The organism is Pseudomonas sp. A-R-19 (assembly GCF_019956575.1).
Lineage (GTDB): Bacteria > Pseudomonadota > Gammaproteobacteria > Pseudomonadales > Pseudomonadaceae > Aquipseudomonas.
The window spans coordinates 122,714-144,480 of the sequence record NZ_JAHBDR010000115.1 but is presented as its reverse complement, the minus strand read 5'-3'; the positions used below and the strand labels follow the sequence as shown (position 1 = coordinate 144,480).

The following is a 21,767-nucleotide window of genomic DNA, read 5'->3' as shown; positions in this document are numbered from 1 at the left end:
GCGAAGAGGCCCGCGGGATCAATACAACTTCTGGCTTGTTTCAGTATCAATCATCGACACATTACTTGTCGGGCTGGTCAGCAAATTGCTGAGCGACTGGTCAAACTTTTGCAGGGCCCTTACTTGCACGCTCTGTTGTTCGTTAATGTCCGCAACTATCTCTTCGCTGCGTTTATAGTCGGCCCATACCGGACTAAGTGCTTTGGCGTCATGCCCTTGTGCAGTGCCGATGTAGTTGAAGTTTTTGTCATAAAAGTCCGCACTGACGTCCGCCTGGATGTCCGAACTGCGCGACGTCATCAGTTGACTGCGGGTGTCGACCACCGCCATTACATCCGGCTTTGCCGCCCTGAGGCTCTGCATGTCCGGGTATACGATAACCGAGCCGAACTGCCGCTCCAGGGAGGCCTTGACCCAATCCACCGCCTGGTCTGGCCTGGAGGTGGCTACGTAGGCGTCATGAATCGGCTGCACCAGCAAGCTCTGGCCGAAGCCGGTGCCGGCATTGGCTTGATAATCCTGAAGGTAGGCACGATTGGTCTGAGTGGATTGGCTGTAGATCACGCCCAAGGAAACATGACGACCGTTGGTGATGAGGGTGGCGCCGCTGCGACCGACCGGTTCGGTGAAGATGCTGTTCAGGGAAGTGACTGCTTTCGGGGCGGTGGGTACGGAGCAGCCGGTTAAAACAACCGCTAGTGTCAGCGTACTGGCAAGCGCAAGTTTCATGGTGTTTCTCCAGTGAAACAATTCAGTCGAAAGTTGAAGTTGCCGGTGTTGTACCGGCGGTGACTCAAGACTAAACCCGAAATGATTTAATTAAATAGCCAATGTTCGCGCTTCTCCGGTGGCCAATAGTTTTGTTTGGTTTAACCCTTTGCGGTTAATTGCCTCGGGAAATAAAAAAGCCCGAATTCGCGATTCGAGCCTTTTTATTTATAGCTGTAGGTTCAGCCATCAGTGTTCCAAGGGGATCAACACTTTTTCATCCGGGGCCAATACCATGAACACCAGCAGCTTGGCCGGCAGGGTCGCGCTGGCGTTTTTCGACACCAAGTGTTCCGATCCGGCCGGCTCGTACCAGAACTCACCGGCCTTGTAGGTCTTCGCAGGCTCGCCTTTGACCTGGGAAACGATCGCGCCCGAGAGGACATAGGCCATGGCGGTGCCATCGTGTTTATGGGCGATGGACGACTGGCCGGGTTGGTAATCGACTTCGATCATCAGCGCTTTTTTACCAGGGGCGTTTTTCAACATTTCGTCCTGCAGGACAGTGACTTTTTCCGACGGGTCATGGGCAAAGGCCGATGCACAAAACATCAGGGCCAAGGCGGCAAGGGGGGCAGCACGGAAGCGCAACACGTTCATGGTTCTTTACCTGCGGTGGGTTAGTTGTTGAAAACAACAGTAGTCCGCAAGCGGTAGCGATCAAACAGCCAATACTCGGGAAGGCGAGGGGACCAATGACAGGCGATAGCGGGGGAGGGTGGAAAATATTGTGGCGAGGGAGCTTGCTCCCGCTGGGCCGCGAAGCGGCCCCAAATCCAGCCTGCGCATTGGGTCAGGCAGACCGCGTTTGCCGGTTTTGCGTCGGCTGCGCAGACGAGCGGGAGCAAGCTCCCTCGCCACAGGAGTGGGTCAGGGGATCGGGAATCGCCCTCGCCACAGGAATGGGTCAGACGATCGGGAAGCTGTTGAAGTCCACCGAATTGGCCAGTTGGCTGTCGATCAGGCTGATAAAACCCTGGACTTCCGGGCAGTTGAAGTGCGACCGCATGGCCGCTTCCGATTGCCAGCGGGCGCTGACGGTCCAGCGATTGGTGTCCTCGGGGCAGCGGTCGACCATATAGGTATCGCAGCCCGGTAGTTCACGCAGGGTTTCGACAATTTTTTGCAGTTGCTTGCCCAGTTCATCCGAGCGCCCGGCGGCGGCCTGCACCTGTACTGTATTGATCACTTCATAGGACATTGCTCACACTCCTGAATCAGGCCGGACGAATCCTGCTCATTGAGGGATAACGCCTATGCAGGATAGGCCTGCCTCCGGGGACCGCCAATAGCCAATCACCGGATAAAGCCGCAGGCCAATCCGTCAGGCGACCTGCTGCAGAATGTCGCGCAAACGGTCCAGGGCAGTGTCGATGTCGAGGGTTTCGATGGCGCCAAAACCCAGGAAAAGCCCGGCCTTGGGCGCTTCCTGATAGAAAAAGCTGTCGATGGCATAGAGTCCGACTTCGACTTTTTTCGCCAGTTCGATCACTAATGGAATATCCATCGGCACTTTGCACATCACCACCATGTGGAATCCGGCAGTGGATGGCACCGCCTCAAACCAGGGCGATAGGTCGTCGGCCATGCGCGTCAGGATCCGCTCGCGACGCCCGGCGTAGATCGTATGGCAGCGGCGGATGTGCTTGAGCAGGCAGCCTTCGGCGATGAACTTGGCCAGTGCCCATTGCGGCAGGGTCGACGTGTGCAGGTCGGTGAGCTGTTTGGCGCGCACCACGGCCTCCAGGATCGCTGGCGGCAGGATCGCATAGCCGAGCCGCAGTTCCGGCAGCAGGGTTTTGGAAAAGGTCCCGACGTAAGCGACGATCCCCCGTTCGTCCATGCTTTGCAGGGAATCGGTGGGGCGGCCTTCATAGCGAAATTCGCTGTCGTAGTCGTCCTCGATAATGATCGCGCCCAACTCATGGGCCTTGGCCAGCAATGCGACACGGCGCGCCTGACTCATGGCGATGCCCAGCGGAAACTGGTGCGAAGGGGTGACGTAGATCAGCCGTGTGCCGCGAGGAATCTTGTCCACCACAATGCCTTCGGCGTCCACCGGTACGCCAATCACCGTGGCGCCATGGGAGCCGAACAGCAGCCGCGCCGGCGGGTAACCGGGGTCCTCCATGGCGACCAGGCTGCCCGGGCTGATCAGCACCCTGGCAATCAGGTCCAGCGCCTGCTGCGCACCATTGCACACCACGACATCCTCGTCCTGGCAATTGACCCCGCGGGAGAACGCGATGTGCCGCGCAATGGCATTGCGCAGGGCCGGCAAGCCCTCGGGCAGGCTGTAGTAGCCCTTGGAGCCGGCTATCTGGCGCAGTGCGTGAGAGGTGCAGCGCCGCCAGTCATCCTGGGGAAACTGGCCCTTGCTGGTGGCGCCGCCAATGAAGTCGTAGCGCAACGAGCCTTCCAAGGTCGGATGACGCAGGAACACCGGCAGGTTGCGCCAGGACTCGATCACGTCGAAACCGGCAAGCTCGTCATGGCTTTGTTTGCGCAACACCTTCGATGTGCGCGCGTTGACGTAGGTGCCTTTGCCGACCACCCCGGTGAGGAAGTTTTCATAGGTCAGTTGAGCGTAGGTGTCGGAAATGGTCTTGCGCGAAATGCCCAGTTGTTCGGCCAGCAGACGGCTGGGCGGCAGTTGTGTCCCGGCGGCCAGGCGACCGGATTCGATGGCGCTGCGCAGTTGGTTGTACAACTGGCCGGCCAGGTCCTTGCGGCCATTGATGACAACATGTAGTTCCATACCGGCGAGGCTCCGGGAATGTTGAGGCGCGTGTGCGTCGCGCAAGATTACCCTTATCCGCTTGTCGTGCAGAAGTTGTGCAGTGGAAAAACCGTCAATTGGTCTGGCGGCGGTGGTCCACGGGGAAATCGCGTAATTGGATCTGTCCTGCTTTTGCGCTTGCGATTACCGTAAGAATCACATCACAGCTGCACGAGATCGCTCCATGACCCTTCGCCTGGATTACTACAGTGCGTCCCCCAAGGCGATGAAAGCCATGATCGCCATGGAGGCCCTGACCAGCAGCTTGAGCATCGAGCAGGGCCTGCTGCACCTGATCAAGATTCGTGCCTCCCAGCTCAATGGCTGTGCCTTTTGCACCGACATGCACTCGGTGGATGCAAGGCGCCTGGGCGAAAGCGACCGGCGTCTGTATTCCATTGTGGTCTGGTGCGACAGCAACTTTTTCAATCCGCGCGAAAGAGCCGCGCTGGCCTGGACCGAGGCGGTCACCTTGCTCTCCGAAAGCCACGTGCCGGACGATGTCTACGCCCAGGCCCGTGAGCAGTTCAGCGAATGCGAAATGGTCGACCTGACCATCGCCGTCACCACCATCAACAGCTGGAATCGCCTGGCCGTGAGCTTTCGGCAAACGCCCAGCGCCTGAGTCCTTGTCATATCAGGTTCATGAACGATGCGCAGGATGGAACTGTCAGTCTGGTCGACAGGGAGTCCGCGATGTCAGTCATGCAAACCAGCGCCCACCAGGGGGTTACCGAGTATCGCGTAGCCATTGATAAAAACGCGTCCTGGCGCCAGATGGCGGCGGCAATCGACCCCGAACTGGCGCTGTGTTTCACCGCCAGTGCCCGTTGCGGTTGTTTCATGCAGGCCGCCCGCAGTCTCAACATCAAGGCCACCCGTCTGCGCCGGCAACTGGTGCTGCTGGAAACGCAACTGCAGTGCTCGCTGTTCAACCAGTCCGACAATGGTTTGAGTCTCAGCCGCGATGGCTTGCGCTTGCACGCACAATTGATCGCCCTGGCCCATGAGCGTGATTTGCCGGTGATCGAGCAGCCGCTGATTCGGTTGGCCGTGGCGGATTCCATCCTGCATGACATTCTCGGACGTGACCTGGTTGCACTGCTGCGGCGCAACGCCAGCGTGCGCCTGGACATCATCACGCTCGACAGTGAATTGTCATTGCAGGCGGTCAGCGCCGACGTGGTGGTGTGGCTGGGCGAGACTGAATCGCCGTTACCGGGGCCGAGCTTTGCCACCACCGAACCGCGGCGCCTGGCGCAACTCGATTACCTGCCGCACATTGCCAAGCGCTACTCGCGGGTGGCAGCCAGGCCGGAATGCCTGGATGAGCTGGCTGACTTTCTCCTGGTGCAATGGCGACAGGATTGCCAGATAGAAAGCTTCCGGCCATGGAATGCACTGGTGGATCAGCGTCTGGCCGGCGCGGTGCAATTGCAATCCTGGGAGCTGATGCTGGAGATGATCCGTTGCAGTGCCTGCATCGGCCTGCTACCGCACTACATGAGCCACTTCGACCGCGGACTGATCGCCTTGCCGGGTTTGTTTGGCCAGCCGATGCGGCGTCAGGTGTGGATGGCGGTCAATGCCGAGTCACAGGGTCAAGCGCAGGTAAAGATGATCGTCGAGTTGATCGAAAACACCTTCGCCGAGCGTCGCGATTGGTTCGAGTGAAGATGTTTTGGCAAGCTGCAATCCCACAAAGGTTTCGTTCGGGATACAGTGAACGGCCATGTCTGCTTCAAGGATGATTCACCCATGCCGACCACCGAACCCGTTTTCACCCTCGAACGCTTCAACGAATCCCATATCGAAGGCATCACGGCGCTGTACAACGATCCGGCAATCGCCCGGCAGACCCTGCAAATGCCGTTTCAGTCCACCGAGCTCTGGCGCAGTCGCCTGGCGCTGGATAACGAGCGCCTGGTGAAAGTGGTGGCCCTGCATCAGGGCACGGTCATCGGCAACATTGGCCTGGAGCAGTTCTCACGCATTCGTCGCAACCATGCCGGCAGTTTCGGCATGGGCGTTGCGGTCGAGTGGCAGGGCAAGGGCGTGGGCTCGAAGCTGCTCGCGGCGGCACTGGATATCGCCGACAACTGGATGAACCTGCAACGCGTCGAGCTTTCGGTATTTGCCGATAACGAAGCGGCCATTGCGCTGTATCGCAAGTTCGGCTTCGAAACCGAGGGCCTGTTGCGTGATTACGCCGTGCGCGACGGCGTCCTGGTGGACACCTTGAGCATGGCGCGCCTGCGTCGCCCGCCCAAGGCCGGTTGAGTCAGTCGCCCAGGGCGAACGCCACCGCAGCTCGGGCATGCAGCTCGGTGGTGTCGAGCAAGGGCAGGGCGCTGTGTTCGGGTTTGATCAGCAAACCGATTTCCGTGCAGCCCAGGATGATCGCCTGGGCGCCGCGCTGCTCCAGCGACGCGATGACCTGTTGATACTCCCGGCGTGAGGCTTCGCTGATCACGCCGACGCACAACTCGTCGTAGATGATCCGGTGCACGGCCTGGCGCTCATCGGCTTGCGGCACCAACACGGTCAAGCCCCGGGCGGCAAGGCGTTCCTTGAGGAACTCCTGCTCCATGGTGAACGCGGTGCCCAGCAAGCCCACCTTCAATGCCCCGGCCTCGACCGCAGCCTGGGCGGCCGGATCGGCGATGTGCAGGAAAGGAATGTCGATGGCGGCCTGAATTTGCCCGGCGACCTTGTGCATGGTGTTGGTGCACAACACCACGCAATCGGCGCCTCCGGCCTGCAGGCGCTGCGCGGCATCCACCAGGATCAACGCCGCATCGTCCCAGCGACCGGCGTGCTGAGCCTGTTCGACAGGGCCGAAGTCGACGCTGTACATGAGCAACGTTGCCGAACGCAACGGCCCGAGGCGCTCGCGGACCTGCTGGTTGATCAGGCGGTAATACTCGGCGCTGGACTCCCAGCTCATGCCGCCGATTAGGCCGATGGTGCGCATGCTGTGCTCCTGTTCAGGGCTGACGGGTGCCTACAGTGCCCGCGAACACGCCATTGCGCAAACCCCTGGCGTACCTCTTGGCTATTAGTCGCACACCGGGGGCACGCATCTGCCATGCTCAATGTCCGCAGCATCGCTCCAACCAAAGGAACACCGCAATGGACGACGTACAGCAACTGGGCGAAATGCTTCGCCACTATGCAGAAAGCGAAGCGCACAAGAAGCAACTGTTTGAATCCCAGTCGGCTAATTGGGGGGCGCGTATCAGTGAGCTGTTCGATCAGATCGGGCAATGGCTGGAGCCGGTGCAGGCGCCCAATCTGCTGGAGGTGAACCGCGAAGCGTATGTCGCCTCGGGCCCCAGCATTCCTGTGGAGACTTCGACATTCAAGACCGAGAAGCTGTCCATTGTGATTGCCGGCAAACCGGTGGAATTTGTCCCGGAAGTGATGGGGGCGGGTGGGCAGATTTCATTGGCGGTGATGGGATTGACCGCTGCGCGTTTCGGCAGTGTCTCGCTGGTTTGCCAACCGCCTTCCAATAGCTGGCAGTGGCGCAAGACCAATGGGTTGAAGGACCCGGATGTGTTCCCGTTCGATGCGAATTTTCTCGCGCAGCAGTTGCAGGTCTTGATTCCCCGGGATCGTGGCTGAGACAAGAAATCCTGTGGGAGCGGGCTTGCTCGCGAAGGGGCCGTCAGCCCCACATCATCATCATTTGCAGGCAGATTGCCTTCGCGAGCAAGCCCGCTCCCACATTGGCTTGCCGATAGAAAGCGCTGATCAGACAGCGCTTTGAGCCCCGCATCATTTCAACGCCGGATCCCCCATGTTCATTTTCTTCCAGCCCTGCAACAGCACCTGCGCCTTGGGTTCCTGCCCGTTGTCCAGGTAGTACTGCATCAACGACAAGCGGGCATTGCGGTTGGCCGGTTGCACCTTCAACAGCCGTTCCAGCTCCTCGCACGCTTCATCAATTTTGCCGCTGTCATGCAGGGCCACCGCCAGCACGTAGCCGAATTGCCCGCTCTGTGGTTCCAGTTTCGCGGCCTGGCGCAGGTACGGCATGGCTTGAGCCGCCTGGCCCGCACGAATCAGCGCGAGGCCCTGGGTGTGTTGCAGCAGGCCTGAGTCGGGGTGGTCCTTGAGGCTTTGCGCCAGCAGGGCATGGCCTTCCTGACTGCGCCCGTTGGCCTCCAGCCACTGCACCAGCGTCACCAGCGCCGGGAAGAAATCCGGGTCGCGTTGCAGGGCTGCGCGCAGGAAACCTTCGACTTCGGCATTGCGACCGCTGGCCTGGTACAGCATCGCCAGGTTGAGGTTCGCTTCGGCGCGTTCGAGCAGGTTTTTCTGCACCGTCTCGTATTCGCCGATGGCGGCATTCCAGCTGTCCTGAGCCGTGCCCAGGCCGGTGCGCGCGACACTGAGCAAATCCCGGGCGGCGGCGATGCGCACGGCTCTCACCGGGTCATTCAACAAGGGGGTCAGCAGCGGCGCGCGTTCCGGTGGCGGCAGGAATGCGCTGATCGCGCGGATGGCGCTCTCGCGGACTTGCGGCGCCGGGTTGCCCAGGTCCTTGGTCGCCAGTTTCAACGCCTGTTCGCTCGGGTACGCCGGCAGTTCGGCCAGCAGCGTCGCCCGTTGAATCGCTGGCAGGTTGCTGCGTTGCAGTTGCTCGAACAATGCCTGCGCGGCGCCGGCCTGCCCATTGCGAATCAGCCACAGGCTTTCGTCGTAGCGAGGGGCCTGGACCGCGCTGGCATTGGCGGTGTTCCACAGTTTGAACTGCTCGGTGACCTTGTCGCCGGCCTTGCCCTGGTGGCAGGTCAGGCAAGCGTCCGGTGTACCGAGTTTTTTCGCCCGCTCGGGGTTGGGGATGCTGAAGCTGTGGTCATGCCGGAAGTCGTTGCCCATGTAGAACTTGCCGGGCATGTGGCAATCCACGCACTGCGAACCCGGTTGGCCCATGGTGTGGCGAGTGTGTTCGATGGAGTCGTAGTTTTTCGCTTGCAGGCCCTTGCCGTCGACGCCTTCCACGGTGGTTTTGCCGGCGGTGTTATGGCATTGCAGGCAGACGCCGTTGCCCGGCGCTTTCAACTGGGTGCTGTGCGGGTTGTGGCAGTTGCTGCAGCGCACGCCCTTGTCGAACATTTTGCTCTGGGCGAAGGAGCCGTGTTCGAACACTTCGTCCTGGATCTTGCCGTCCAGCGCGTACAGCTCACGGGTCAGGACACTCGGCAGGTAGTCGTCCATCAGGCGCTTGCCGACCGTAAAGCCGTCGTCCAGCGGTGCGCGGCGCGAGTGACAGCGGGCGCAGGTCTCGATTTCGACGGTGGCGTTCTTGTCCTTGAGGTCGACGGCGAAGCCGGCATGGATCAGGTCGGTTTTCTTAGCCGTCCATTCCAGGTGACTGGATGCCGGACCGTGGCAGGCCTGACAGCCGACACCGAGGCTGTTCCAGTGGCTGTCGAAGGTGTTTTTTGCCGCATCGAAATTGCGTTTGAAACCGGTGGTGTGGCACTCGACGCACATGAAGTTGGCGTTCTGGCTCGGTTTGCTCCAGTGCAGCGGGTTCTTGAAGTTCACACCCTGGCCCGGATACAGGTGAAACCAGCGCTGTTTCTCGGTATCCCAGGCGATGCCAAGGGCTTGCAAGCGGCCTTCGCCGACCTCGATCAGGTATTGCTGCAACGGGGCGATGCCAAAGGCATAGGCCACCTTGAAGTCGGCGTTCTTGCCGTCGATGCCCGGGGTATTGACCCAGAACTCGTCACCTTTGCGCGAGAACACCGTGGTCTCTTTTTCGGCCTTGAAGGTGACATTGTTGAAGTCGCCGAGCAGGGTGTCGGCGTTGGCTACCTGCATCGCCAATTGGTGATGGGAGCCTTGCCAGTCCTTGACCTGTTCGCCGTGGCAGCCCTGGCATTGTTGCTCGTCGACCATTTTCGCCGGTGCGACAGCGACCGGTTGCGGCTTGGCCGGTTCAACGACCGGAGCGCTGACAGGGGCAGGCTTGAGCGGCGTGGGTGTGCTGCTCAGCAAAAACCAGCCAATACCCGCCACAGCGAGCAGCAAGATGCCGATGGTGACAGGGAACAGATAACGGTTGATCAGGGTCGGTTGCGAATCAGGGGTTGTGGTTGCAGCTTTATTTTTATGTTTCGGCATTACGACTTCCATGGTCCAGGTGCGATTGCCTTGCGGCGCGCGTTGAAGCTCGGTGCAGCTTTGCCGGATGGTCGGCGTCTGTCAAATGGCAGATGCTGTGAAGCTGACGGCCCCTTCGCGAGCAAGGCCGCTCCCACAGGGGACTTGTGGCGCTCACAGATCCAGTGTGGGAGCGGCCTTGCTCGCGAAGGCGGCCGCCAAGGCGCTGCATCACTCCCCGACAAACCACCGATAATACGGATTCCCCGCATCCCCGCGCATCACCTCGCGAATATCCCTGCCCCAGGCATCACGGTCGCCGTCGTACGCATGCAGGCTGGCCCGGTAGAACTGCATCAGGCGTTGCTGGTGGACGTTCATGCGCTCGGTGAACCCGACATCGGCATTGAGCAGCACGGGCGGCTGATGCAGGTCCAGCAGGGCCGGGAGCACACGGCTGATCTCTTTTGAGCGAACCCAGGGCGCGTACTCGATGCGCGGTTGATCGTCAGTCACCGGTTGCGCATCGGCGGCGAAGCGCTCCAGCCCCGCGCGGTCAGTCACCCAGGTGGCGAGCAACGCTGCGGCCGAACCAACGCCCACATCCTGCAGGGCGTTGCGTACGTTGTCCTGCTGGAAGCGCGCGTTGATCTTCGCCGCGTCCAGCTCGATCGGCTCCATCGACCCCACCAGCAGCATCTCGTGGAACTCGCTGGTCCACAGGGTCGCGTAAGGGAACACATCAAGGAAGCTTTGCACCAGTGAGCGCGAATCGTCGATGTTCTGCGTCGGCAGCGGCAGCCATTGGGCGACCAGGCCCTGTTTCTGCAAGCGGCTGGCAGCCAGTTGGTAGAAGTCCCGGGAATACAGGTTGACCACGCCGGCAGCGGAGGGCGGTGGCGGTTCGAGGGTGATCAGGTCGTAGCGCTGCGGGTTGCGCAGCAGTTCCTGGCGGCCATCGCGCAGCCGCACATCGACACCCGGATCGGTCGCGGCATTGAAATTGCCCTTGAACAAGGGGGCCGCCTTGACCACCGAAGGCAGCAGCTCGGCGACCACGCGATGCTCCAGGCCCGGGTAGCGGGTCAGGGCGCCGGCGGTGATGCCGGTTCCGAAACCGATCACCAGTGCCGAGCGCGGCTCACCGTTGTGGATCAACAGGGGCAGCAGCGCCTGAATCCGCATGTAGCGCAGGGACGGCATGGCATCGCCGGTATTGGACACGCCTTGAATGTACAGGCGCTGGAAGGCTCTTTCGCCCCTGCCCTGGGTGACAACGGCGACCGTGCCGCCACGGCCTTCTTCATAGAACGTCAGCGTGCCATTGCGCGCCCCCGGCAGCAGGCTGGCGAGCTTGTTCACCGGCGTGAACAGGGCAAGTGCCAGCGACACCAGACCGATGGCAACCACTGCCTGGCGTCGGCCTTTCTTCACCCCATGGCCCTTGCGCACGGCGAGGTACGCGATGGTGGCGGCAATCATCGCCAGCAGGCCCAGGGTCCGTACCAGCCCCAGCATCGGGATCAGGACAAAGCCGCAGAGCATCACGCCGACAATCCCGCCAAGGGTATTGAACGCGACGACTTCGCCGACATTACGCCCCACCTGTTCGCCGCCGACGCTCAAGCGCAGGGCCAACGGGAATGCCGCGCCCAGCAGCAGGGTCGGTACAAACACGATGCTCAAGGCAGCCACGGCAAAGCGTGTGCTCATGCCTGCCAGTTCACTGCCGCCCAATGCCAGTACCCAGGATTCGGCCAGGGACTGGGCGAGTACCAGCCAGCGTCCCAGCAAGGCGATTTCCAGCAATGCAACCATCCCGGCCCCGGCGATCAACAAGCCGAACACACCCCAGGGATCGCGCAGGCGATCGACCCGGCGAGCCAGCAGCATGCTGCCCAGGAACAGCCCGGTGAGGTAGGTCGCCAGCACCACGGCGAAGGCATAGGTACGGGTGCTCATGAATTGCACGATCGATTGCGACCACACCACTTCGTAACCCAGGGCCACACCGCCGGCGATGGAGTACAGCCACAGGGCCAGGCGGTCGGGGGCTTTTTCGCTGTGATGTTTCGCCGGGGCATCGACGGGGGCCACGCGCTGGCGCTGGAACCACAAGGCCCCCGCAGCGGCCAGCAGATTGAGCATGGCGGCGGCCAGCGCGCTGCCGCGCACACCGAGGGTGGCAATCAGCAGGAACGCGGCGAGCAGGGTGCCGGCGATGGCCCCGGCAGTGTTCGCCGCATAAAGCTGTCCGCCGGCCTTGCCCAGGTGCTGTGGGTCGCTGGCCAATGAACGAACCAGCACCGGCAACGTACCGCCCATCAACAGCGCGGGAATGCCCACTAGCGCGAAGGGCAGTACCCAGGCCAGCAGGCCTGCATGTTCTTCCAGCCAGGCAAACGGGCTGGCCGCCTGGCTCATGGCGAAGGTCGCAGCGACGCCGAGCACGGCCACCAACACTTCCAGCCCGGCGTACAACAGCACCGGTTGCGCCATCCGGTCAGCCCAGCGCCCGAACAGCAAGCCGCCCAGGGCCAGCCCGGCGAAGAACGCACTGATCCCGGTGGTGATGGCATAGACCTCGACGCCCACCACCAGCGACAGTTGCTTGATCCACAGCACCTGATACACCAGCGCCGCGGCACCGGAGACGAACAGCAACAAGGCGGGGATCAACAGCGCCGGGGAGGCGACATGGGGGGCAGGTATGGCCGACGACTTGCTGGCGACACGTGAGGTCATTGCGGATTGCCTTGTTCCAATTCGAATAAGCCTGCGACCTTGTGAACCCCTTCGCGAGCAAGCCCGCTCCCACACTTGGAATGCGAACTCCTGTGGGAGCGGGCTTGCTCGCGAATGAAGTCGATGCGGTCGCAAGTCGAAAATAGGTCCGCTCGCCGGTGAGGGCGAGCGGCGGTCCAGCGGTCTTACTGTGCAGGTTGTTGCGCTTTCATTTTTTCAGCGATTTTGGCGTCTACCGCAGCACGGATCTGGTCGATGCTGAAGCTGGCCGGTCTCTGGCTAGGTGGATACTCGATGAAGGTCTGCAGGAACGTCGCCGATTTTTCAACGGCTACAGCCGCCAGGTAGACGTTCTTGGTTTGCCAATCGTAATACTGATCGGACACCACGTCGGCACGTTCATACGGGTCCATGCGCAGGTTGAAGATCTTCGGTACGCGCAAGCATACGAAGGGTTCGCTCCAGACCTTGAAGCCGCCCGGTGCACGCTGTTCGCAGAACACCGCTTTCCAGTTGTCGAAACGCATCGACACCAGCACGCCGTCATCGTTGAAGTAGTAGAACTCCTTGCGCTCACCCTTGGGTGCCTGGCCGGTCAGGTAGGGCAGTTGGTTGTAACCGTCCAGATGCACCTTGAAGTTGTTGCCGCCGGAAGTCGGTGCCCAACCCTTGAGCAGCTTGTTTTTCACGTCGGCATCGCCAGCGGCGGCCAGCAAGGTCGGGAACCAGTCCATGCCCGAGAACATCTCGTTGGACACTTCACCCGGCTTGATCTTGCCTGGCCAGCGGACCATTGCCGGCACGCGGTAGGCACCTTCCCAGTTGGAGTTCTTCTCGTTACGGAACGGCGTGGTTGCCGCGTCCGGCCAGGAGAACTGGTTCGGGCCGTTGTCGGTGGTGTAGACGACGATGGTGTTGTCGGTGATTTTCAGGTCATCAAGGGTTTTCAGCAGTTTGCCGACGTCGCCGTCGTGCTCGATCATGCCATCGGCGTAATCGTTGCCGGGCATGCCGCTCTGGCCTTTCATCGACTCGCGCACGTGAGTAAACAGGTGCATGCGCGTGGTGTTCATCCAGACGAAGAACGGTTTGTCCGCCTTGGCCTGTTTCTCGATGAACGCTTGCGCGGCGGCGGTGGTTTCGTCGTCGATGGTTTCCATGCGCTTGGTGTTCAGCGGTCCGGTGTCTTCAATCTTGCCATCGGCAAAGCTGTGAATCACGCCGCGCGGCGAGTAGGCCTTGACGAACGCAGGATCGTCCTTGGGCCAGTACGGACGCTCGGGTTCTTCTTCGGCGTTGAGGTGATAGAGGTTGCCGAAGAATTCGTCGAAACCATGGTTGGTCGGCAGGTACTCATCCTTGTCGCCCAAGTGGTTCTTACCGAACTGACCGGTGGCGTAACCCTGGGACTTGAGTGCCTGGGCGATGGTGATGTCGCGTTTTTGCAGGCCGACCGGTGCACCCGGCATCCCGACTTTCGACAGCCCGGTACGCAGCGCCGACTGTCCGGTGATGAATGTCGATCGGCCGGCGGTGCAGCTGTTCTCCGCGTAATAGTCGGTGAACATCATGCCTTCTTTGGCGATGCGGTCGATGTTTGGAGTCTTGTAGCCGACCACACCCATGGAGTAGGCGCTGATGTTGGTCTGGCCGATATCGTCGCCGAAGATCACGAGAATGTTGGGTTTTTCGGCAGCCCCGGCAGTTGCCGAAATTGCCATGACCGACGCTGCCACCAGGGCGAGTTTCGGTATCCACTTACGTATGCGAGTCATCTGACTGGCTCCTTATGCTCACTTGCGTCGCGTTCTGCGACAAACGTTTATTGCGGTCCTGCATTACGTCTTTTTATTGCACTTGCTCGGGTGTGGCGGCATCGAACGGGTAGATCCGACGCCATTCGGACGCCATGTCGACGACCGTCCAGCCACGTTTGTTTGCTTCGTCCAGGGCTTTGTCCAGGCGACCGATCTGCGACTGCCGGTCATAGGCCCATTCGCGTTTGGCGTCGGTGTGATGCACCAGGCCCATGAAGCGTTTGCCGGGACCGGCGGCGGTCCACTGAAGCATTTGCAGGTCGCCGTCGGAGTTGCCGAAGGCGAGGATGGGCCGACGACCGATCACCGCGTCGATGCTCACCGGTTTGCCCGGGCCATCGTCGTTGTGGGCCAGCTTCGGCGTGCGCAGGATCGACGCCTTGCCATCCTTGTAGTCAAACGTTGTGACGAATGTGGTGCCGATGACCTGCTCGGGTGGAATGCCGTAGACCTTCTCGGCGAAGGCGCGCATGAACCCGGTGTCGCCGCCGGAAACGATGTAGGTCTTGAAGTCCTGGCCGCGCAGGTAGTCGAGCATCTCCAGCATCGGCTGGAAGATCATCTCGGTGTACGGCTTGCCGGTTTTCGGATGGCGGGCCTGGCTCAGCCAGGTCTTGGCGTAGTCCTCGAAGGCTTCGGTGGTCATGCCGGAGTGGGTGGCAGCGACGATTTTCAGCAGGCCTTCCATGCCGGTGGCGGCCAGGGCCTTGTGATCGTTTTCCAGCACTGCCTGGAACGGCTGGGTGGTTTTCCATTCAGGGTGCTGCGGCGCGGTGCGCTTGACTTCCTCGAGGGCGAACAGCAGCTCGAAGTACATCGGCTGCTCGCTCCACAAGGTGCCGTCGTTATCGAAAACGGCAATGCGGTCCTCGGGTTTGACGAAGTCCTTGCTTTTCTGGTCGGTGACAGCCTGGACGAATTCGATGATCTGCTTTTTCGACGGGCCATCGTTCCACGAGGGCAGCGGCTCGGCGGCCTGCACCAGCAACGGCAGGCTCAGGGCCAGGGTCAGCAGGAAACCGAGTGCGCGATGACGGCGTAGCGATATCGAATGCGTCATGGGAAGTCCTTCTCGTGAACGGGGTTGAGCGGATGCAGTGCACAAGAGACTGATTCTCTGTTGCGCCCGGCCTGACTATGCAGCGTAGACAAAGAATCCTTGATTTGGCGCAGGGCCTGATCTTTGGTCGGCTCACGGCCGTAGCAAGCGCGCAGGAACGTTTGCAGGCGTGGGCCGAGGTTCGTCAGCTTCAGGCCCTGGCGGCTGCGTCGGGTCCACAGGTACAAGGCGCTGAGTTGCGCCGGTTTATCCTCGATTTGCGCCGGAATCTGCCGCCACGCGTAGTCGGCGGACTCGAGCCAGGCGGCGTGTCGGGCGCGGCGTCGGGCTTGCCAGTTGAGGTAGGTGCGATGCACGAGGGGACGACTGAACCAGCCCAGTGCCACCACGGCCAACACCAGTGCCAATAGCCCGAACCAGTGCCCGGAAAGGTGCAGGCGATTCTGCTGGCCGAGTTTTTTCAGGTCCTCGGTGATGGAAAACACCGGCTTGTAGGCGCTGTTGGCCGCCGCGTCGAAGGTCACGGCCGGCACCATGGCCGTGCGGGTTTTCTGACTGCTGGCGTCCCACCATTTCAGTTCGACGGCTGGCAGGCTGTAGTGGCCTTGCTGGTCGATGCGGTAGGTCACGCTGTCGATGCGCTGGCCGCCATTGAAGTTGCCGCGACCGTCATCCAGATTGCGGATCTGCGGCGCTTTCGTGTAGCGGCTCAGGCCCTTGATGGCGTCCAGCGTCGGTGTCGGCAGTGACATGGCCAGGGCACCGTCGGCCTGCAAGGTCAGTTCCCGGGTGATGCTGTCGCCGACCTTCAGCGGCGTGGCCGAATTCATGGTCTTCTGGGTAAACCGCAGTCCTTGCGCCACCAGCACCGCCTCACCGGGCTGGATCCCTGGTGGTTGCGCGGCGTTGAAATGCAAAGGCTGGCTCTGGGCGCTGAGTGCGTGGCTGGCCTGACCCGGTGTGACTTGAACCGTCAGCGCCGGAATGTCGAAGCCCTGGGCCAGGTTCGGAGTGATCAGGTAGCTGTAGCGCATGCCGCTGAAGGATTGGCCGTCGAAGGTCTGGTTGATGTGCTCGGCATGGCCGTCCGGTGGCATTACCAAGGCGCCGGGCAGTTTCAGGTCGGGCAGGGTAGGGGCGCTGGTGAACCAGGTGTCGGTGAAGACATCGAGCTGCAACTCGACCAGGCTGCCGACCATGACGGGGTCGGCGGGTTGCAGGGTGGCCTGGACTTTCAGTTGAGGGTCGGCGGCGAAGGTGTTGAGGCTGATCAGGCCAATGAGCAGGGCGCTGAGTGTTGTGGTGAGTGGTCGGGCCCTTTCGCGAGCAAGCCCGCTCCCACAGGGGATCTGTGGCTCAAACACATCCAGTGTGGGAGCGGGCTTGCTCGCGAAGGCCGCGACACGGACTTTCAGGCTGATCATGGTTTAGCCCCCGCCTGATCCTGCAAGCTGAACTTCTGCTTGAGAAATTTCGCCGGCGATGTAGTCAGGTTCTGCAACCACTGCTCATCCGATGCCGCTTGCTGGGTCTCGACCTTTTTGCTTTGACCTTTACCCGGTGCCTTGTCCATCTTGATTTCGTCGGGCTTGACCTCCGGCGCGTTTTTCTCGGCGCTTTCGGTGTCTTTCTCCAAGGCGATAGCCAAGGCCAGGTTGGCCGTGGCTTCGGGGAACTGTGGTTGCAACTTCAGCGCCTGCTGATAGGCCGCGATGGCCTGATCGAACTTGAACCGGCGCACGTAGATGTTGCCCAGGTAGAAATAAGCCTGCGGTGTGTCCAGGCGCGCGAAACTGGCCAGGGCCAGATCGAAGTCGGCCGCGTTGTAGGCGGCAACGCCTTTCCAGTAGGGATCGACAAACAGCGCCGCCGCCTGAGGGTAGTGCTGATGTTCAAAGGCCCAGCGACCTTGCTGGTCGCGGGTGAAGAAGGCATCGGTCAGTGCGTTGGCCTGTGCCGGCGCCGGTTGCAGACCCAGGCCCAGCGCCAGCAGCAAGCCAGCCATCCAGTTCACGCTCCAGCCCCTGCGTACGCTGAAGAAAGCGATCAGCAACAGCGGCCAGCACAGCCAGTAACCGGCGTCTTTCCAGTGCAATTCGCGCTGCTCGTCACTGGCTGACTGGAAATGTTGCTCGGCGTGCAGTTCGATCCAGTCCAGATCGTCATCGTTGAGGGTCAAGCTGCCCAGTGGCGCATCCAGCGTCGATGCAAGCTGCTTGAGGGCGTCCTGATCGAAACTGCCCAGTTGCGGGCGACCGTTGCTGTCGGTGCGCGGCTGACCGCTGGCATCGCGAATGATCCCGCCGTCTGTGCTGCCAGCCGCCAATACCAGGACTTGCAGTGCGCTGTCGGCCAGTTGTTTGTCCAGCCCGGCCAGTGCCGAGGTGTCGGCGCCATCGGTGATCAGCAGCAGGGTGCCGGGCGTTTTTTCGGCGGCGAGCAGGCGCTTGGCCTGATCGATGACCGCACTGACATTTTTTCCCGGTTTGCTGATCAGGTCGGTGGCCAGGGCCTGGATGAAGGTGTCGAGCAGCGCCGGATCGTCGGTGGCGGGCAATACCAGGTGCGCGCTGCCGGCGTAGGCAATCAAGGCGTTGCGCGAACCGGCCCGGCGCTGGATCAGGTCGTGGAGCTTGTGCTTGACCGCTTCCAGGCGACTGGGCGGAACATCGCTGGCGTCCATGGACGGCGACAGGTCGACGGCAATGATCAGCGGCGCGCGGTTTTGCAGAAAGTCCGGGCGGTCCTGTTCCCAGGTCGGCCCGGCAGCCGCAACGGCACCCAGCACCAGCAGCGCGCACACCAGGTGCACCGGACGCAGGCGTTGTTGGTCTTGCGGAGTGATCAGCAGGTGCGGTAGCAGATGCGCGGCGATGTTGCTGCGCAAGCGCCGTTGCAGGTCCTGGTTGCGCCGCCATAGCAGCGGCAGTAACGCACCGAAGATCGCGAGCAACAGCCACAGCGGGCGCAGGAAATGGAAGTCGCTGAGGTTGATGTCCATCTCAGGCCTCCTGCCGTTGACGGGCGAGCATCAGGCGAGGAAGCAGCAGGGCGCCCAGGTGATAAATCGCCAGCAGGGCAATGGCAGCGCCCAGCGGCCACCAGAACAGGTCGCGTTTGGGCTGGTGGCTGAGGGTTTTGACCTCATGCGGGGTGAGTTTGTCCAGGGTGCTGTAGACCTGATCCAGGGCGTTGCGGTCCTCGGCGCGAAAGAAGCGTCCGCCCGTGGCTTGGGCGATGTCCTGCAAGCCTTGCAGGTTGACCTTGGCTTCGCCTTCGGCATTCGGGTCGCCAATGCCGATGGTGTGAATCACCACGCCTTTGGCCGCGGCCATGGCGGCGGCGTGGTCCGGGGTGATAGCGCTGCTGGTATCGTTGCCGTCGGTGAGCAGGATCAGCACTTTCTCCTGTTCGTGGGCCTGATCCAACAGTTTCAGGCTCAAGCCGATGGCGTCGCCGATGGCCGTGTTGGGGCCGGCCATGCCGATGCCGGTGTCGTCCAGCAGCAGCGACAGGCTGGCGTGATCGAGGGTCAACGGCGCCTGCGGATAAGCTCCGGTGCCGAACACGATCAGTCCGATTCGATCTTCTTTACGCTTGTCGATGAACCCGTGCACCACTTCCTTGACTGCGGCCAGGCGATTGATTTTCTGGCCGTTGGCGTCGGTGAAATCAGTGGTTTCCATCGACTGGGAAATGTCGATGGCCAACATCAGGTCGCGCACCGGTTGCTGGCGTTCGATAGGTTTTTCCACCAGCACCGGCCGGCTCGCCGCCACCAGCAACAGCGTCCAGAGCAGCAGGTTCAGGAGTAGCTGCCAGCGGTTGCTGCGGGTGCCGGCCTGGCTCGGGGCCTGCCCGACCGCCCGGCTCATCGCCGCAAAAAACGGGACACGCACGGCGCTGCGCGCTTCGCGGTAATCGGGCAGATAGCGATAGCCGAACCACGGCAGCGGCAGCAGGATCAGCAGCCAGGGGTAATCAAGCTGCCACATGATGACGCTCCACCCAGGTTTTGCAGGTGTTGAACAGTTGCTGGCGCTGGTCTGGGGGCAGGGCCCGCAATGTTGCGTCGGGGGCGTAGGCGAGCAGCGAGAGTTGCTGGCTGAAGTCGGCGGGCAGCGGCTGTTTACTGTGGCGCTGCAAAAACGCCTGCCAGTCCTCTTTCCCCAATGCAGCAGGAGACCCCTGTGGGAGCGGGCTTGCTCGCGAAGACGTCCTTTCAGTCGACATCAATTTTGAATGTAATGGCCTCTTCGCGAGCAAGCCCGCTCCCACAGGTTTTGCGTTCGGTATAGAGATCGCGACGCGTTTGAGCAGCTCCGGAAGCTCGCGCAGCGCGCTCAGGTCATTGCTGCGCTGCTGCAACTCCTCCAGCCGCAGCAACGCCTCGCGCCGGTAACGATCGCGCCGCCATTGCCAGTATCGCCGTGCGCCTGTGACCACCAGTGCGACGATCAAGAGCGCCAGCAACACCCACCAACCCCAGGTTTGCGGCACGTAACTGACAGGCTCCGGCAGTGCCATTTCCTTGAGTTGATCGATGCTCGGGATGTTGGGGTTCATCGGCGCCCTCCGCTGAGCTTGCCCAGTTCGGCGCGCAGTTGTTCGTGGGCTTCGGTGGCGGTGCTGAACATCATCAGCGGTACCTGGCTGCGGCGCAGTAAGGTCGCGACGTCCTTGAGCCTGCCGCTGAGAAAATCACCGAGTGGCTGGTGCACCTGGCGTCGCTCTACCGCCAGTTCCACCTGCAATTGCCCTTGGGTGATCAGCAAACGACCGTTTTTCGGTAGGTTGAGCGCCAACGGGTCATAGACCTGCATGGCAATCACGTCGTTGTGGGCCGCCAGTTGCCGCATCAGTTGCAAGGTGCGTTCGCCGGCCCCGGCGAAGTCGCTGACGATACAGATCAAGTGATCGTGACCGGCCACGGCCAGGCAGTGTTGCAGGACCTTGTCGAGTTGGTCTTCGCCTTCGGCATCCGGGTTGGCGGCATTGAGCTCTTGGTTCTGCTGGGCAATGCGGCTGCACAGCGCCTCGATCCGTTTGCGACTGCGCAGCGGGGCGATGCTGTCGATGCGTTGATCGTTGAAGACCAGCCCACCGACGCGGTCGCCGGCGTTGAACACCATCCACGCCGCCAGGGCGCCGAGCTCGGCGGCGACGGCGGATTTGAAGCTGCGTTGCGAGCCAAAGAACATCGACATGCGCTGGTCAACGAGGATCAGCGCCGGACGATCGCGCTCCTCGGTGAATGTGCGTACCACCGGTTTGCCGGTGCGCAGGGACGCGCGCCAGTCGAGATGGCGCAAATCGTCTCCGGGCTGATAGCGGCGCAGTTCATCGAAGTTCAGGCCCCGACCACGCAAGCGCGAAGCGTGGTTGCCGGCCAGGATGCTGCCCTGGGGCTGGCGCGCCAGGAAACTCAGGTCACGGGCCTTGAACTCCAGGGCCATCAACTGCGCCAGGGAGACATACACCAGGCCATCAATGTTCACGCGGGAATCGCCACTTTATCGAGCAGGCGGTCGAGCACCTGATCGGCGATCACGCCATCGGCCACCGCGTCGTAGCTCAGTTGCAGGCGATGGCGCAGCACCGGGTGCACCACGGCGCGGACGTTGTCTGGCGAAACGAAATCCTGGCCCTGCAACCAGGCGTCGGCCCGCGCGCAACGATCCAGGCCGATACCGCCGCGCGGGCTGGCGCCGATGCTGATCCAGCGGCCGAGATCGGCGTCGTAGTCGGCGGGATGGCGGGTGGCATTGATCAGGTCGATCAGGTAGCGGTCGATGGCGGGGGATACGTGCACCGCGCTGACTTCCCGGCGCGCGGCGAACACCACGTCCTGGGACAATGAAAAGCCCTGCACCGCAGCCGTCTTGGCGCCGAGTGCCTGTTCTTCTTCACGCAACAGGCGCAGCACCTGGCTTTCGTTTTCCGCGCTCGGGTAATCGAGCAGCACCTTCATCAGGAAACGGTCCATCTGCGCTTCCGGCAGCGGATAGGTGCCTTCCTGCTCAATCGGGTTCTGGGTCGCGACCACGATGAACAGGTCCGGCAGCGCATGGCTGTTGCCGGCCACGGTGATCTGGCGTTCTTCCATGGCTTCGAGCAGCGCCGCCTGGACCTTGGCCGGTGCGCGGTTGATTTCGTCGGCGAGGATCAGGTTGCCGAACAGGGGACCTGGCTGGAAGCGGATTTCGTTCTTGCCTTCGACCTGATGCAGCACCTCGGCGCCAGTGATGTCCGAGGGCAGCAAATCGGGGGTGAACTGGATGCGACTCATCTTCGCATCCAGGTGTTTGGCCAGTGACTTGACCGTGCGGGTCTTGGCCAGGCCGGGCAAACTTTCGAGCAGCAAATGCCCGTTGGCCAGCAAGCCGACGAGCATCTGCCGGATCACCTGGTCCTGGCCGAGCACCGCTTCGGCGATGCTGGCTTGCAGGGCATTGAGGTCGTTGAGTGCGCTCATGCG

General features: G+C 61.7%; 19 protein-coding genes. 4 read left to right on the top strand and 15 right to left on the bottom strand.

Annotated elements, in window-relative coordinates; genetic code table 11:
* Positions 1 to 18 precede the first annotated feature (18 nt).
* From KGA88_RS30100 to KGA88_RS30085, 4 genes are all read right to left on the bottom strand, one after another.
* Complete coding sequence (locus KGA88_RS30100) at positions 19 to 729, bottom strand: ATPase (RefSeq protein ID WP_223596341.1); 711 nt, start codon at positions 727 to 729, stop codon at positions 19 to 21.
* Between the two features lie 228 nt (positions 730 to 957).
* Entirely contained in the window at positions 958 to 1,368 is a 411-nt protein-coding gene (locus tag KGA88_RS30095) for a cupin domain-containing protein (protein ID WP_223596339.1), read from the bottom strand.
* A 307-nt stretch (positions 1,369 to 1,675) separates the two neighbouring features.
* Complete coding sequence (locus tag KGA88_RS30090; RefSeq protein ID WP_110660532.1) at positions 1,676 to 1,969, bottom strand: antibiotic biosynthesis monooxygenase family protein; 294 nt, start codon at positions 1,967 to 1,969, stop codon at positions 1,676 to 1,678.
* A gap of 123 nt (positions 1,970 to 2,092) precedes the next feature.
* Positions 2,093 to 3,526 carry a PLP-dependent aminotransferase family protein gene (locus tag KGA88_RS30085; RefSeq protein ID WP_110660531.1) on the bottom strand — a complete coding sequence of 478 codons (1,434 nt, stop codon included), beginning with the start codon at positions 3,524 to 3,526 and terminating at the stop codon, positions 2,093 to 2,095.
* Between the two features lie 205 nt (positions 3,527 to 3,731).
* Here KGA88_RS30085 and KGA88_RS30080 point away from each other — a divergent pair, with 205 nt between their 5' ends.
* The 3 genes from KGA88_RS30080 (at position 3,732) to KGA88_RS30070 (ending at position 5,827) form a co-directional block, all read left to right on the top strand.
* Positions 3,732 to 4,172, top strand: a complete 441-nt coding sequence (locus KGA88_RS30080; RefSeq protein ID WP_223596336.1) for a carboxymuconolactone decarboxylase family protein — start codon at positions 3,732 to 3,734, stop codon at positions 4,170 to 4,172.
* Between the two features lie 71 nt (positions 4,173 to 4,243).
* On the top strand, positions 4,244 to 5,221 hold the full coding sequence (locus KGA88_RS30075) for a LysR family transcriptional regulator (protein ID WP_223596334.1): 978 nt from the start codon (positions 4,244 to 4,246) through the stop codon (positions 5,219 to 5,221).
* A gap of 84 nt (positions 5,222 to 5,305) precedes the next feature.
* Positions 5,306 to 5,827: a GNAT family N-acetyltransferase gene (locus tag KGA88_RS30070; protein ID WP_223596332.1), complete on the top strand. Its 522-nt coding sequence runs from the start codon at positions 5,306 to 5,308 to the stop codon at positions 5,825 to 5,827.
* A gap of 1 nt (position 5,828) precedes the next feature.
* On the opposite strand, the gene KGA88_RS30065 is transcribed toward KGA88_RS30070, so the two are convergent.
* Complete coding sequence (locus tag KGA88_RS30065) at positions 5,829 to 6,521, bottom strand: aspartate/glutamate racemase family protein (RefSeq protein ID WP_223596330.1); 693 nt, start codon at positions 6,519 to 6,521, stop codon at positions 5,829 to 5,831.
* Positions 6,522 to 6,679: 158 nt separating this feature from the next.
* Here KGA88_RS30065 and KGA88_RS30060 point away from each other — a divergent pair, with 158 nt between their 5' ends.
* A complete protein-coding gene (locus KGA88_RS30060) occupies positions 6,680 to 7,174 on the top strand; it encodes a hypothetical protein (protein ID WP_110660526.1) in 495 nt (164 codons plus the stop codon).
* 153 nt (positions 7,175 to 7,327) lie between these two features.
* Here the strand turns inward: KGA88_RS30060 and KGA88_RS30055 are convergent, their stop codons facing one another.
* The 10 genes from KGA88_RS30055 to KGA88_RS30010 all read right to left on the bottom strand — a co-directional run bounded on the left by KGA88_RS30055 (position 7,328) and on the right by KGA88_RS30010 (position 21,764).
* Complete coding sequence (locus KGA88_RS30055) at positions 7,328 to 9,688, bottom strand: tetratricopeptide repeat protein (protein WP_223596328.1); 2,361 nt, start codon at positions 9,686 to 9,688, stop codon at positions 7,328 to 7,330.
* A 210-nt stretch (positions 9,689 to 9,898) separates the two neighbouring features.
* Entirely contained in the window at positions 9,899 to 12,412 is a 2,514-nt protein-coding gene (locus KGA88_RS30050; RefSeq protein WP_223596319.1) for a fused MFS/spermidine synthase, read from the bottom strand.
* Positions 12,413 to 12,597: 185 nt separating this feature from the next.
* The gene (locus KGA88_RS30045; RefSeq protein WP_223596317.1) at positions 12,598 to 14,187 is read right to left on the bottom strand and encodes an arylsulfatase; all 1,590 of its coding nucleotides are present in this window, start codon (positions 14,185 to 14,187) and stop codon (positions 12,598 to 12,600) included.
* 73 nt (positions 14,188 to 14,260) lie between these two features.
* Complete coding sequence (locus KGA88_RS30040) at positions 14,261 to 15,289, bottom strand: HAD family hydrolase (protein ID WP_223596315.1); 1,029 nt, start codon at positions 15,287 to 15,289, stop codon at positions 14,261 to 14,263.
* Positions 15,286 to 16,713 carry a hypothetical protein gene (locus KGA88_RS30035; protein ID WP_223596313.1) on the bottom strand — a complete coding sequence of 476 codons (1,428 nt, stop codon included), beginning with the start codon at positions 16,711 to 16,713 and terminating at the stop codon, positions 15,286 to 15,288. The genes KGA88_RS30040 and KGA88_RS30035 overlap by 4 nt, the downstream gene beginning before the upstream one ends.
* Positions 16,710 to 18,290 (bottom strand): VWA domain-containing protein, encoded by a 1,581-nt coding sequence (locus KGA88_RS30030; RefSeq protein WP_223596311.1) that lies wholly within the window; start codon positions 18,288 to 18,290, stop codon positions 16,710 to 16,712. The genes KGA88_RS30035 and KGA88_RS30030 overlap by 4 nt, the downstream gene beginning before the upstream one ends.
* Position 18,291: 1 nt before the next feature.
* Positions 18,292 to 19,284, bottom strand: coding sequence for a vWA domain-containing protein (locus tag KGA88_RS30025; RefSeq protein ID WP_110663162.1), 993 nt, complete (start codon positions 19,282 to 19,284; stop codon positions 18,292 to 18,294).
* A complete protein-coding gene (locus KGA88_RS30020) occupies positions 19,271 to 19,855 on the bottom strand; it encodes a DUF4381 domain-containing protein (RefSeq protein WP_223596308.1) in 585 nt (194 codons plus the stop codon). Before KGA88_RS30020 ends, KGA88_RS30025 begins: the two co-directional genes overlap by 14 nt.
* Positions 19,852 to 20,787 (bottom strand): DUF58 domain-containing protein, encoded by a 936-nt coding sequence (locus KGA88_RS30015; RefSeq protein ID WP_110661943.1) that lies wholly within the window; start codon positions 20,785 to 20,787, stop codon positions 19,852 to 19,854. The genes KGA88_RS30020 and KGA88_RS30015 overlap by 4 nt, the downstream gene beginning before the upstream one ends.
* Positions 20,784 to 21,764, bottom strand: coding sequence for an AAA family ATPase (locus KGA88_RS30010; protein WP_223596306.1), 981 nt, complete (start codon positions 21,762 to 21,764; stop codon positions 20,784 to 20,786). The genes KGA88_RS30015 and KGA88_RS30010 overlap by 4 nt, the downstream gene beginning before the upstream one ends.
* Positions 21,765 to 21,767: the final 3 nt, after the last annotated feature.